This window comes from Pseudomonas capeferrum, from assembly GCF_013523055.1.
Classification (GTDB): Bacteria; Pseudomonadota; Gammaproteobacteria; order Pseudomonadales; family Pseudomonadaceae; genus Aquipseudomonas; species Aquipseudomonas capeferrum_A.
In genome coordinates, this window is record NZ_JAAMQM010000002.1 from 178,040 (window position 1) to 191,386 (window position 13,347).

At 61.9% G+C, this 13,347-nt stretch carries 15 protein-coding genes; 11 read left to right on the forward strand and 4 right to left on the reverse strand.

The features are described from left to right. The first annotated feature begins 161 nt into the window (after positions 1–161). Positions 162–1,403: a glutamine synthetase family protein gene (locus G7009_RS03285; protein ID WP_181128695.1), complete on the forward strand. Its 1,242-nt coding sequence runs from the start codon at positions 162–164 to the stop codon at positions 1,401–1,403. Positions 1,404–1,551: 148 nt separating this feature from the next. Beyond that, on the forward strand, positions 1,552–2,919 hold the full coding sequence (locus G7009_RS03290; RefSeq protein WP_181128536.1) for an MFS transporter: 1,368 nt from the start codon (positions 1,552–1,554) through the stop codon (positions 2,917–2,919). A gap of 52 nt (positions 2,920–2,971) precedes the next feature. Here the strand turns inward: G7009_RS03290 and G7009_RS03295 are convergent, their stop codons facing one another. The 4 genes from G7009_RS03295 to flgA form a co-directional block, all read right to left on the reverse strand. Beyond that, a complete protein-coding gene (locus tag G7009_RS03295) occupies positions 2,972–3,709 on the reverse strand; it encodes a flagellar brake protein (RefSeq protein WP_181128537.1) in 738 nt (245 codons plus the stop codon). A 77-nt stretch (positions 3,710–3,786) separates the two neighbouring features. Then, entirely contained in the window at positions 3,787–4,254 is a 468-nt protein-coding gene (locus G7009_RS03300) for a flagella synthesis protein FlgN (RefSeq protein WP_181128538.1), read from the reverse strand. Positions 4,255–4,298: 44 nt separating this feature from the next. Beyond that, the gene (gene flgM / locus G7009_RS03305; protein WP_181128539.1) at positions 4,299–4,613 is read right to left on the reverse strand and encodes a flagellar biosynthesis anti-sigma factor FlgM; all 315 of its coding nucleotides are present in this window, start codon (positions 4,611–4,613) and stop codon (positions 4,299–4,301) included. Positions 4,614–4,764: 151 nt separating this feature from the next. Next, the gene (gene flgA, locus G7009_RS03310; protein WP_181128540.1) at positions 4,765–5,517 is read right to left on the reverse strand and encodes a flagellar basal body P-ring formation chaperone FlgA; all 753 of its coding nucleotides are present in this window, start codon (positions 5,515–5,517) and stop codon (positions 4,765–4,767) included. A gap of 64 nt (positions 5,518–5,581) precedes the next feature. On the opposite strand from flgA, the gene G7009_RS03315 reads away from it, so the two are divergent. The 9 genes from G7009_RS03315 to flgG all read left to right on the forward strand — a co-directional run bounded on the left by G7009_RS03315 (position 5,582) and on the right by flgG (position 13,340). Then, complete coding sequence (locus tag G7009_RS03315) at positions 5,582–6,511, forward strand: chemotaxis protein CheV (protein ID WP_181128541.1); 930 nt, start codon at positions 5,582–5,584, stop codon at positions 6,509–6,511. Positions 6,512–6,559: 48 nt separating this feature from the next. After that, positions 6,560–7,387 (forward strand): protein-glutamate O-methyltransferase CheR, encoded by an 828-nt coding sequence (cheR, locus tag G7009_RS03320; RefSeq protein ID WP_181128542.1) that lies wholly within the window; start codon positions 6,560–6,562, stop codon positions 7,385–7,387. A 963-nt stretch (positions 7,388–8,350) separates the two neighbouring features. Then, entirely contained in the window at positions 8,351–8,758 is a 408-nt protein-coding gene (gene flgB, locus G7009_RS03325; RefSeq protein ID WP_181128543.1) for a flagellar basal body rod protein FlgB, read from the forward strand. Positions 8,759–8,761: 3 nt separating this feature from the next. After that, a complete protein-coding gene (gene flgC / locus G7009_RS03330; RefSeq protein WP_181128544.1) occupies positions 8,762–9,202 on the forward strand; it encodes a flagellar basal body rod protein FlgC in 441 nt (146 codons plus the stop codon). A gap of 15 nt (positions 9,203–9,217) precedes the next feature. Continuing rightward, positions 9,218–9,934 carry a flagellar hook assembly protein FlgD gene (flgD, locus tag G7009_RS03335; protein ID WP_181128545.1) on the forward strand — a complete coding sequence of 239 codons (717 nt, stop codon included), beginning with the start codon at positions 9,218–9,220 and terminating at the stop codon, positions 9,932–9,934. Between the two features lie 30 nt (positions 9,935–9,964). Next, entirely contained in the window at positions 9,965–11,326 is a 1,362-nt protein-coding gene (flgE, locus tag G7009_RS03340) for a flagellar hook protein FlgE (protein ID WP_181128546.1), read from the forward strand. Between the two features lie 71 nt (positions 11,327–11,397). Then, positions 11,398–11,586 (forward strand): hypothetical protein, encoded by a 189-nt coding sequence (locus tag G7009_RS03345; RefSeq protein ID WP_181128547.1) that lies wholly within the window; start codon positions 11,398–11,400, stop codon positions 11,584–11,586. Positions 11,587–11,767: 181 nt separating this feature from the next. Further along, positions 11,768–12,508, forward strand: coding sequence for a flagellar basal body rod protein FlgF (locus tag G7009_RS03350; RefSeq protein ID WP_181128548.1), 741 nt, complete (start codon positions 11,768–11,770; stop codon positions 12,506–12,508). A 46-nt stretch (positions 12,509–12,554) separates the two neighbouring features. Further along, positions 12,555–13,340 (forward strand): flagellar basal-body rod protein FlgG, encoded by a 786-nt coding sequence (gene flgG, locus G7009_RS03355; RefSeq protein WP_181128549.1) that lies wholly within the window; start codon positions 12,555–12,557, stop codon positions 13,338–13,340. The last annotated feature ends 7 nt before the right edge of the window (positions 13,341–13,347 follow it).

The window sequence follows — 13,347 nt, forward strand, 5'->3', positions numbered from 1 at the left end:
CGGCGCCTATGTTGTAGCTGTTGCCGTTTACGGCCTGTACACATGACAAGGATGAAGCCATGACGACCGATGGCCAGCGTTCATTCGCCGAGCGTTTGACAGGCATTGACGAGATCGAGTGCGTGACCCCGGACCTCAATGGGGTGCCTCGCGGCAAGGTGATGACCGCGCAGGGCTTTCTCGAGGGACGTCGCCTGCAGATGGCGCGGGGGGTGCTGCTGCAGTGCATCATGGGTGGCTATCCGGCTGCGAGATTCTATGGCGGCGACGACGGCGACCTGGCGCTGGTGGCGGATCCCGGACAGGTCCATCGCCTGCCCTGGAGCGAGGAGCCGAGAGCCCTGGCGATCTGCGACGCCGACGAACTGGATGGCGGCGGCTCGGGCCTGTCGACACGAGGCCAGCTCAAGGCCGTGATCGCCCGTTATGCGGCCCTCGGGCTGGCACCGGTGGTGGCCACCGAGCTGGAGTTCTTCGTCTTTGCGGCCAACCCTGATCCGGGCCAGGCATTCCAGCCGCCCCTCGGCAAGGACGGTCGTCGCGAAGATGGCCAATCGGCTTTCAGCGTCAGTTCCAACAACGGCCTGCGTCCGTTCTTCAGCGAAGTCTATCGCTGCATGGCCGCCCTCGGCCTGCCGCGGGACACCTTCATGCACGAAATGGGCGTCAGCCAGTTCGAGATCAATCTGCTGCATGACGACCCACTCTTGCTGGCCGACCAGACCTTCCTGTTCAAGCACCTGCTCAAGGAGGTGGCTCTCAAGCACGGGGTGACGGTGGTGTGCATGGCCAAGCCGCTGGCCAGAACGGCCGGCAGTTCCATGCATATCCACCAGAGCCTGGTAGAGATCGACAGCGGTCGGAATGTCTTCAGCGACCGCGATGGCCAGGCGACCGATACCTTTCATCATTTCATCGGCGGGCTACAGGCTTGCATGGCCGACTTCACGGCCTTGTTCGCGCCCCATGTCAATTCCTACCAGCGGCTGTGTCATCCCTATGCGTCGCCCAACAATGCCTGCTGGTCCGAGGACAATCGCGCCGCCGGTCTGCGTATCCCCGCCAGCTCGCCCTCGGCGCGACGCGTCGAGAACCGTCTGCCGGGCGCCGATGCCAACCCTTACCTGGCAATTGCCGCCAGCCTGGCGGCCGGGTTGCATGGCATCGAGCGGCGTCTGTCGCCAACGTCCGCCATCCAGGGTGAGTTCCAGGTTCCCGAGCACCTGAGCCTGCCTTGTACCTTGCATGCGGCCCTAGAGCGTCTCAAGCGCAGCACGCTGGCCCGGGAACTGTTCGGCACCGAGTTCATCGAAGGCTACGTAGCGACCAAGACCCTGGAGCTGACCGATTTTCTTGACGAGATCACTCCCTGGGAACGTCGTGTACTCGCCGCTCAAGCCTGATGGCTGAAAAGGAGAGGCGCCGACCGGAGGACATGTCCGGGTGCGTCGCTCGGTTGTCTTTTTCAGCAGCAGGACTGCATCGGTCAGGCTTTAACCCTTATGCTTGCCAAAAACGATTCACCCGCTCAAGGAGCCCTTTGGGACGCTGATGGGACAGATCTGGAAGTCATTTCGCTCGCTGTATTTCGCTGCCCTGATGATGCTGATCGGCTCCGGTCTGCTAAGTACCTACCTGGCGTTGCGCCTGGCTGCCGACAATGTCGACAGCCTCTGGGTCGGTGCCCTGATGGCCGCCAACTATTTCGGTCTCGCCGTGGGTGGCAAGATCGGACATCGCTTGATTGCCCGTGTCGGGCACATCCGCGCCTATGCCACCTGCGCCGGTATCGTCGGCGCCGCGGTGCTGGGCCACGGTATGACCGACTGGTTGCCCGCCTGGGTAGGGCTGAGGATGATCGTGGGCCTGGGGATGATGTGCCAGTACATGGTTCTGGAGAGCTGGCTGAACGAGCAGGCGGATGCCCGTCAGCGTGGCGCCGTCTTCAGTGGCTACATGATCGCGTCCTACCTCGGACTGGTGCTTGGCCAAATGATCCTGGTAGTGCATCCCGAGCTGGGCCCGGAACTGCTGATGCTGGTCGCCATGTGCTTCGCCCTGTGCCTGGTGCCGGTGGCGATGACTCGACGCATCCACCCCGCGCCGCTGCATCCGGCGCCCCTGGACCCGCGATTCTTCATCAAGCGGGTACCGCAGTCGCTGAGCACGGTGCTGGGGTCCGGTCTCATCGTCGGGTCGTTCTATGGTCTGGCGCCGGTATACGCCTCCGATCAAGGCATGCCGACCCAACAGGTCGGTCTTTTCATGGGCTGCTGCATTCTCGCGGGCCTGGTGGTGCAGTACCCGCTGGGCTGGCTGTCCGACCGTTATGACCGGGCCCTGCTGATTCGCAGCCTGGCCGGTGGTCTGGCGCTGTTCTCGCTGCCGTTGGCGATACTTCCCAGCGTGCCGCTGGAGCTGCTGTTCGGCATCGGTTTCCTGATTTCCCTGTTGCAGTTCGGCCTGTACCCATTGGCCGTGGCCTTTTCCAATGACCACGTCGAAAGCGAGCGCAGGGTTTCCCTGACCGCCATGCTGCTGGTGACCTACGGCGTCGGCGCCAGCATCGGTCCATTGCTGGCGGGTGTGCTGATGAAAGTGTTCGGCGCGCAGATGCTCTATGCCTTCTTCGTGTTCTTTGCCTTGGTCCTGGTCTGGCGGATACGTCCGAAGGCTGTCACTGGGCTGCATCAGGTCGACGACGCACCGCTCAATCACGTGGCCATGCCAGCGGCAGGTTCGCCATTGTCCGCCGCGCTCGACCCTAGGGTGGACGAGCAGGTGGTGCAGGATGTGATGCACACGCCAGCGGCGGCGGCCCCGGAAGAGGCCGCGATGCAAGAGGGAGCAGAAGAGAAATCACGGGAGGAGGTAGCGTTCGTTGCCGAGTCCGAAGACGACAAGCCGCGCCCGGTCTAGATCGATCCGGCGTCGGGCGAGCTTGCAAGAGGTCGCCCGACAGCGCGTCGGATCAGTAGTCGTCCTTGTCGAACCGTCGCGCTTCACGCTGTAGCTGATAGACGAAGCTCTCGACCTTGCGCTGCAACTGACCGGTAAGGTTGTGGAAGCGCACGCCTGCGAAGGTGGTGTTGATGTGCTCTTCGAAGTGCAGATGGCGCAGCTCGACCATGACTTGGGACATGCCGAGCGGCGCGCCCGCGCTGAACTTCTCGTAGACCTGGCCCAGTTGCAGGCGGTCCTCGATGTCGCCCTCGAAGCGCAGCTTGCATCCTGTCGCCGAAATATCCAGCAACTTGCCGCGCAGGGCACCCAGCCCCCTGAGACGTACACCGTCCAGCGTGACATCGATCAGTTGGGAAAGCTTCAGCGCCGCGCGAAAGGCGTTGCGCCGCTGGTGATAGGTCACCTCGTCGGGCAGGCTGCCGCGGTAGCAACGGTTGCCGTCGATCTCGGAGATACTGACTTCGGTGTTGCAGTCCCAGGCGATACGTACGCCGTCATGGAAGCCTTCGATGCGGAAGGGCTCGCCATTCTCGATGAATCTCTCGCCATCGCGGGGGATCATTTCATCCAGTGCCAGGGTGTCGGTGTCCACGTGGACGACATAGCTCTGGAAGCGCTGATCGCGTTCAGGGAAAGTGATCATCAGCGGATCATGGCTTTCAAGCAGCAGTCGCAGGTTGGCAGCAATTTCCAAGGGCGTAGTCAACACCTTCGGCGGCTGCGGAGCATCGGCTTCATCGAACACGGGTCAACAATCTCCAGGCAAAACGACACACGCAATAAGGCATTTTGCCAGCATGTATCGTGCCTTGAATAGAAAAATCACACTTGGCTGAGTGTCTGAGGCTTGCTCAGCGGCGAGGTAGCGCCCCGACTGTTGTAGAGCGACGGCGAGTCGCCGCCCATGAGAATCCTAATCTGGCTGGAGGTCGCATGCTGCTGGACCTGGATGATGCGGCCGTTGGTCTCGTTGATCTTCTGGCAGGCATCCATCAGCCGGGTCAGCGCATCGAGCTGCTGCATGATCACTTCGCCAGCCGACGACTGCGCCGCAAGGGCTTGCACACCGGCACGATCGGGGGTGAGGCCGAGGCTGGTAAGCAGGTGGTTGCGCCGCTTGCCCTGCTGTTCGAGCAATACGATCAACGACTGCTTGCGTGCCAGGATGTTTTCCAGCAGCAGCATGTCCCGGCCGTGCAGGGCCAAGGTTTCACTCTCGAGCAGCTCGAGCAGTTCTTGCGTCGGGGCAAGGTCGTCTTCGATCAGTTGCAGCAGGGTCATGTCGTGCATGGCGGGCTCTCGTATGGCGTCCCTGAAGTCAGCGCGCCGCGAGGTCAGCGCTGGCCTTCGAAATTGAGCATCTTGCTGGCGACGCGACCGGCATCGACCTGATAGCTGCCATCGGCGATGGCCTGTTTCAACGCGGCCACACGGGCGCTGTCGACGACCGGCTGGTCACGCAGCTTTTCGCTGATCTTCTGCAACTGTTGAGCCTCGTTACTGAGGTGTACCGTTTCTCCGCTGGTGCCAGGACGCACGGAGGCGGCAGTGGTTTCGCCGGATTTCTCTGCGCCGCTGGACGCAGTGTTCGTGCGTGCGCCGCCCGAGACGGACGGTGAATTATTCAAACGACTGAAGTCGATGACCATGATCAGAAGCCTCTGGGTATTGGACGCTTGCCTTGTTTTCGGCCATGGCGCAAAAAACTTTAGGCACGAATGCGAAGTCGTCTCTCGACGATCACCCGCAACCCGTTCTGACACAGTTTAGGAAAAGCGGCTCACCACCGCCAGCCTTATCCTACATGGCGACCTCGACCTGGCCAGGCCCCGTCACACGGGCCTTGACCACCCGCTTGGAATTCAGGTTGCGCACGCGGATCTGCTCGCTCAGACCGCCCTTGACCAGGGCCTCCCCCGGCATGCGCACGCTGAGCGTGCCGCTACGCGCCGTGATCACCACCTGGTCGCCCTTGCGAATGACTTCCGCCTGCTCCAGATGCTGGGGTGTCAACACCTGATCGAGCACGGCAGGACGCAGCAGTTTCATACCCACGGCCTGGTCCAGCTGGGTCAGAAATCCTTGATTGAGCGTACCGACGTCGCGCTCGCGCAGGATCACGTCGCCTTCGCCCACCACGCTCTCGCGCTTGAGCGGACGAGCCATGGTCACCACATCGCGAAACAGTCGCACCTGGGCCGGAACGAAGACCGTCCACGGCCCGCTGCCATTGCAGCGAACCCGTACCGTGACCCGGCCAAGAGGTTGCGCCGGGCTTTCCAGCGAAGCGTCCAGGTCGCGGTCGCACAGTGGCATGCGCAGGCGCGGGTCCAGTGTATTCACCGTGATCTCGTAGCGCCCTTCGGTTTGGCTGGAGGCCAGATAATCCTCGACCGTGAATTCAAGAAACCCCTGGGTGACGCCGATAAGCTGTTCAGGCAGGGTGGCGGCGGCAGCCTGGACGCGAGCGTAGGGTGCCCACAGGCACATCGCGGCCAGGAGGCCGAATGCCAGGCGAGTCAATCGTCGGAAAAATGTCGTTTTAGTGTGCATGACACTCAAAAAAGCAAAGCTCGTGCCGATTCGGTACGCAGGCTGAATCGAAAAGGAGTCTGGCATGGCAGGTGTTATGGATTCGGTCAACCAGCGCACGCAGCTGGTTGGACAGAATCGCCTGGAACTACTGTTGTTTCGCCTCAATGGCAATCAGCTGTACGGCATCAACGTGTTCAAGGTGCGCGAGGTGCTGCAATGCCCGGAGCTTACCCTGCTGCCGCGATCGCATCGGGTCGTGCGTGGCGTGGCCAATATCCGCGGGGCGACCATCCCGATCATCGACCTGTCGATGGCGACCGGCTTGCCCGGGCTCGAGGAGGAAACGCGCAAGAGCTTCGTGATCATCACCGAGTACAACACCAAGACCCAGGGTTTCCTGGTGCATTCGGTCGAGCGTATCGTCAACATGAACTGGGAAGAGATCCATCCGCCACCCCGCGGCACGGGGCGCGATCATTACCTGACGGCGGTGACCCGCGTCGACAACCGCATGGTCGAGATCATCGATGTGGAAAAGGTGCTCGCTGAAGTGGCGCCGTCTTCCGAGGCGGTCTCGGAAGGGGTGATCGACGCCGAGGTGCAGGACAAGGCGGTCATGCTGCGGGTGCTGACGGTCGACGACTCGTCGGTGGCGCGCAAGCAGGTCAGTCGTTGCCTGCAGACCGTCGGTGTCGAGGTAGTGGCATTGAACGATGGTCGCCAGGCGCTGACTTACCTGCGCAAGCTGGTCGATGAGGGCAAGCGACCGGAAGAAGAGTTTCTGATGATGATTTCCGACATCGAAATGCCGGAGATGGACGGCTACACCCTGACCGCTGAAATCCGCAGCGATCCGCGCATGCAAAAATTGCACATCATCCTGCATACTTCCCTATCCGGAGTATTCAACCAGGCGATGGTCAAGAAAGTCGGTGCCGATGATTTCCTGGCCAAGTTCCGGCCGGACGATCTGGCCCAGCGCGTCGTCGACCGGATCAAGGCTACGCATTGAACGGCCGGGGGCGAGCCCCTGGCGTTACAGATTTGAGAGGCGGCACCATTGTCTACGGCTAATTTGGATTTCGAACAGTTCCGGGTATTCCTGGAGAAAGCCTGTGGCATCCTGCTGGGCGAGAATAAACAGTACCTGGTCTCCAGCCGTCTCAACAAGCTGATGGAGCAGCAGGGCATCAAGTCGTTGACCGAGCTGGTGCAGCGCATCCAGAGTTTGCCGCGCAGTGGTCTGCGCGAGCAGGTGGTGGACGCCATGACGACCAACGAGACCTTGTGGTTCCGCGATACCTATCCTTTCGAGGTGATGAAGAACCGGGCCATTCCCGAGTTCATCAAGGGCAATCCCGGTCAGCGCCTGCGTATCTGGTCGGCCGCCTGCTCCTCGGGACAGGAGCCGTTTTCCCTGTCCATGACCATCGATGAGTTCGAGCGGAGCAACCTCGGCCAGTTGAAGATGGGGGCGCAGATAGTCGCCACCGATCTGTCCGGGTCCATGTTGGCCAATTGCAAGACCGGCGAGTATGACAGCCTGGCCATTGCCCGCGGTCTGTCCCAGGAGCGCCTGCAGCGCTATTTCGATGTCAAGAGCCCCGGACGCTGGGCGGTCAAGCCGGCGATCCGCAGTCGCGTCGAGTTTCGCCCCATCAATCTGCTAGACAGCTATGCCGCCCTGGGCAAGTTCGATGTGATCTTTTGCCGCAACGTGCTGATCTACTTCTCGGCACAGGTCAAGAAGGACATCCTCTTGCGCATGCACAGTGCTCTGAAGCCGGGAGGGTACCTGTTCCTCGGGGCTTCCGAGGCGCTTAATGGCTTGCCGGACCATTATCGGATGGTGCAGTGCAGTCCGGGGATCATCTACCAGGCGAAGTGAGTGAGGAGGGGGGCGGTGACTCAGGTGGATTAGGTGGCTGCCTTTCCTGGCTGAGGTATCTGTTTTTCCGCCACTATTGCATGGGTTTGTCTGTCTTTATTGCCAGGCGAGTCCTTCGGACTCGATCGCGGGACAAGCCCGCTCGCCACCGGGAGTCACTTCGCCCGGTAGCAAGCCCGGCCACCACCGGGAATCACCTCACCCGGTAGCAAGCCCGGCCACTACCGGGAATCACCTCACCCGGTAGCAAGCCCGGCCACTACCGGGAATTACCTCACCCGGTAGCAAGCCCGGCCACTACCGGGAATCACCTCGCCCGGTAGCAAGCCCGGCCACCACCGGGAATCACCTCGCCCGGTAGCTAGCCCGGCCACTACTGGGAATCACCTCACCCGGCAGCAAGCCCGGCCACCACCGGGAGTCACTTCGCCCGGTAGCAAGTCCGGCCACCACCGGGAATCACCTCACCCGGTAGCAAGCCCGGCCACTACTGGGAATCACCTCGCCCGGTAGCAAGCCCGGCCACCACCGGGAATCACCTCACCCGGTAGCAAGCCCGGCCACCACCGGGAATCACCTCGCCCGGTAGCAAGCCCGGTCACTACCGGGAATCACCCTGTACCGGTGGCGAGCGGGCTTGCCCCGCGATCGAGGCCGAAGGACTCGCCTGGCAATACTGACGTGGCCTTACCCGGAATGTTGTGGCTACTCGGACCATCCGGACAAGATCATGCGATAGCGAAAGCATTCTACTCCCGTCAATTTTTTGTTTTACCGCCATCCCCTCCCTCCAATTGCCGCTTCCGACCGCCCCAGCGGAAAACCTTTGCCGCTTTTCTGGCAGCATCTCCTCCTCAATAAAGCCCTTACCCCAGTCATTACGGCTTTCCAGCCAACTGGCACACCCTTTGCTTTAGCGTTGACCAACGACTGATCCGGTCACCCTTTGAAGGTTTTCCTGTCATGAGCATCAGCTTCGACAAGGCGCTCGGTATCCACGAACGGGCCCTGAACTTCCGCGCCCAGCGCGCCGAAGTGCTGGCCAACAACATCGCCAACGCCGACACGCCGAACTACAAGGCGCGCGACATGGACTTCTCCTCGATGCTCGCCGCGGAGTCCGAGAAGCGCCAAGGCGGCTCGTTCGGCCTGGAGCGCACCAACAGTCGGCATATCGATGCCCAGGGCGCGAGTACTGGCGAGCAGACGTTGCAATACCGCACGCCCATGCAGCCATCGATCGACCAGAACACCGTGGATGCGCAGATCGAGCAATCCAACTATGCGCAGAACGCCATGGATTTCCAGGCCAGCTTCACGTTGCTCAACAGTAAATTCAAAGGGCTGATCTCGGCCCTGCGCGGAGAGTGATCCATGTCCCTTGCCAGTGTCTTCAATATTGCCGGTAGCGGCATGAGTGCGCAGACCACGCGTCTCAATACCGTCGCTTCCAACATCGCCAACGCCGAGACGGTCTCGTCGAGCATCGACCAGACCTACCGTGCACGTCATCCGGTGTTCGCCACGACCTTCCAGCAGGCCCAGGGCACCGGGCAATCGTTGTTCCAGGATCAGGACGGCGCCGGACAGGGCGTCCAGGTCACGGGCATCGTCGAGGACCAGAGCAACCTCGAGGCGCGCTACGAGCCGAGTCATCCGGCCGCCAACAAGGATGGCTATGTCTATTACCCGAACGTCAACGTCGTCGAGGAAATGGCCGACATGATCTCGGCCAGCCGGTCCTTCCAGACCAACGCCGAGCTGATGAACACCGCCAAGACCATGATGCAGAAGGTCCTGACCCTGGGTCAGTGATAAGGAATCCGAACCATGGCTGTCGATAGCACCAGCGGTGTGAACCTGAGTGACGTGATCAAGGCGTCGGGTGTCAGCGCCGCTACCACCACTTCCAGCAACAAGAGCGCATTGACCAGTGCCAGCAACGACGCGCTGGGCAAGGATGCGTTCCTGCAACTGCTGGTCACTCAGATGCAGAACCAGAATCCCCTCGACCCCCAGGACAACGGCGAGTTCGTGGCCCAGCTGGCACAGTTCAGCAGCCTGGAGGGCATTACCAGTCTCAACGATTCGGTGACTTCCATCGCCGGTGCGCTGGGTTCGTCCCAGGCCCTGCAGGCGTCGTCGCTGGTCGGGCGTTCGGTGGTGGTGCAGAGCGACAAGGCCGTGGTCGATACCACCAAGAGCCTCACCGGCTCGGTCGTCGTGCCGCAGTCGATCAGCTCGGCCACGGTCACGGTCACGGATGCTGAGGGCAATACCGTGAAGACCCTCGACCTGGGGGCGCACTCTGCCGGCAATGCCGAGTTCATCTGGGACGGCACCAACGCCAAGGGCGAGAAGGTCGATCCGGGCACCTACAGCTTCACCGCGCAGACCACGGTCGATGGCGAGGCACTGCAGATGTCCACCCTCCTGCCGGCCACCGTCACCAGCGTCACGCTCAGCCAGACAGGCGGCGAAATGATGCTCAACCTCGCGGGATTGGGCCAGCTGGCCCTGTCCAAAGTGCAAACCATCGGGATCTGAGGCCGGCTCACGCGGCACTAGGAGAGAAACATGTCTTACAATATCGGCCTCAGTGGCCTCTACGCTGCCAATAAGCAGCTGGATGTCACCGGCAACAACATTGCCAACGCCAACACCACCGGCTTCAAGTCTTCCCGTGCCGAGTTCGCCGATGCCTACAGCAGCGCCAATCGGCTGGGCGCCGGCAGCAATGCCATCGGCAGCGGCGTGCGCCTGGCGGAGGTATCCCAGCAGTTCGGTCAGGGTGACGTCGTCAATACCGGCAACGTGCTCGACATGGGCATCCAGGGCCAGGGTTACTTCATCCTGAACAACGGCGGCACCAACAATTACACCCGTGCCGGCGCCTTCCAGACGGACAAGGACAACTACATCGTGGCGTCCGATGGCTTGCGTCTGCAAGGCTACGCGGCCGATGCGGCCGGCAAGATCACCAAGAACGGGCTCACCGACCTGAAGATCGACACCTCGGCCCTGCAACCCAAGGCGACCAGCCTGGTCGATCAAGGCCTTAACCTCAATTCCTCGGCCGACTCCATCCCGCTCGAGGCCTATGACAACAGCACGCCGCCGGTGCTGGTAGCCAACAAGCCGTTCGACCCGTCCGACGACAGCACCTACAGCCGGTCCTTCCCGACCAAGGTGTACGACAGCCAAGGCAACGAGCACACCCTCGAGCAGTTCTACCGCAAGACCGACACCAACCAGTGGACCACCTACACCCTGATCGACGGGCGCAATCCATTCGACCCGAGCAGCACCCAGCCGCTGAGCGGCTCCATCGCGTTCAACAGCGATGGTTCCGTCAATTCCATGTCGGCGAGTGCTGCGGGAGTGCCAGATGGCGCGTCGTTCAGCGTGGCGAACAACACCTTCACCATGACTGGCTGGATACCGGCCGCGCAGAGTGCCGCCGGCACCTGGGGCGCCAATGGCGCGGTGGGTGACGCCAAGGGCATGCGCCTGTCGATGGCCAACACCACCTCCTACAATTCGGAGACGGCGCGGATCGCGCAGACCCAGGACGGTTATGCCACCGGTACCCTGTCGAGCTTGAGCATCGATTCCAGCGGCGTGCTGTTCGCCAGCTTCAGCAACCAGCAGTCCCGCGCCATCGGTCAGGTGGCCATCGCCAGCTTCGCCAATGAGCAGGGCTTGCAGCAAGTGGGTGGTACTCGCTGGACGGAAACCTTTGCCTCCGGCATTCCGGGCGTCGACTCGCCGACGACCGGCACCCTGGGTTCCATCGAGTCCAACTCGCTGGAGTCCTCGAACGTCAACCTGACCGCTGAACTGGTCGACTTGATCAAGGCACAGAGCTACTACCAGGCCAACGCCAAGACCATTTCCACCGAGAGCACGATCATGCAGACCATCATCCAGATGGCCTGATCCGCGATCCTTCGCTCCAGCGTCAACGGACCCCTTTCCTGGAAGGGGTCTGTCGTTTTCGGGAGGCCATGATGAAAACTCGCTTGCTCGTCGCTTTCGCGCTCGCCTCCTGCCTGCTGCAGGCCCAGGCCGGCATGGCGCCGTGGTACCGCTGGGAGAGTCAGGCCGATGGCCGATTGGTCTGCTCGCAGTGGTCACCGGGCAAGGGCTGGAAGCGCTTTGCCGGTCCTTATCACAACGCGGGCTGCCGCGACCGCTGAAAGCTTGCCGTTAGCGGCAGGCTGGCGCCGGATAATCGACGTCGATATCGAAGTCGGATTTCCCCAACTACCCGTATTCATTGACTGTTGCCGACTTTCGAGAAGTTGGTTCGGAACTTGCTTTACTGGCTGCACAGCAACGGCGGGCGGCAATCGATCGCCTGTGTAGCGGAGGATGACTGTGGACAAGATGCTTTATGTGGCCATGACCGGCGCCAGCCAGAACGCGCTGGCCCAGCAGGCCCACGCCAACAACCTGGCGAACATTTCCACCAGTGGCTTCCAGCGCGACCTGGAACAGGCGCGCTCGATGCCGGTGTTCGGTGACAGCTTTCCGTCGCGCGCGTATGCAATGACCGAGCGCCCGGCGACCGACTTCACGCCCGGTGCCCTGCAGGAAACCGGGCGTGACCTCGACGTTGCCGTCAGCGGCAACGGCTTCATCGCCGTGCAGGCGCCGGATGGCAGCGAGGCCTACGTGCGCACCGCCAGCCTGAACGTCGACGCGCTGGGGGTACTGCGCGCCGGCAACGGCATGCCGGTGATGGGCAATGGCGGGCCGATCGCTGTTCCGCCAGAGCAGAAGATCGAGATCGGCGAGGACGGCACCATCAGCATTCGCGCCATGGGCGAAGGCCCGCGGGTGATGGCCGAGGTCGACCGCATCAAGCTGATCAACCCCGACACACAGGGCCTGACCAAGGGCCTGGATGGACTGCTGCATACCCGCACTGGGCAGCCTGCCGATCCTGACGTGAACGTCAAGGTGGTCTCGGGCTTCCTCGAGGCGAGCAACGTCAACGCGGTCGAGGAAATGACTTCGGTGCTGGCCTTGTCCCGTCAGTTCGAGCTGCACGTGAAGATGATGAACACGGCCAAGGAAGGCGATGAAGCCATGGCTCGCGTTTTGCAAATCGGCTAACCACATTTGAACGAACGCCGTAAAACAGGCGCTCGAGGAGAACAGCATGCTTCCGGCTCTTTGGGTCAGTAAAACCGGTCTGTCCGCCCAGGACACCAACCTGACGGTCATTTCCAACAACCTGGCCAACGCTTCGACCACTGGCTTCAAGCGCGATCGCGCCGAATTCCAGGACCTGCTCTACCAGATCAAGCGTCAGCCCGGTGCCCAGTCGACCCAGGACAGCGAACTGCCGTCCGGCCTGCAGGTCGGTACCGGTGTGCGCATCGTCGGCACGCAGAAGAACTTCCAGACCGGGAGCCTGCAGACCACGGAAAACCCGCTCGACATGGCGGTCAACGGCAGGGGCTTCTTCCAGGTACTGCAGCCCGATGGCACGGTTTCCTATACCCGTGACGGTACCTTCCACCTGAACTCCGATGGCCAGATCGTCACGGCCAACGGTTTTGCCCTGGAGCCGGCGATCGTCGTGCCCCCAGAAGCCCAGACCTTCACCGTCGGTCAGGACGGCACGGTATCGATCACCACCGCTGGCAACCCGGCGGCGCAGGTCATCGGCAATATCCAGACGGCCGACTTCATCAACCCGGCCGGCCTGCAGGCCATGGGTAACAACCTGTTCCTCGAAACCGCCGCCAGCGGCGCGCCGCAGATCGGCACCCCGGGCCTCAACGGCTTCGGCACCACCCTGCAGCAGACGCTGGAAAACTCCAACGTCAGCACCGTCGAAGAGCTGGTCAACATGATCACGACCCAGCGTGCCTACGAGATGAACTCCAAGGTCATTTCCACCGCCGACCAGATGCTCTCCTTCGTTACCCAGCAGCTGTAAGCATGCT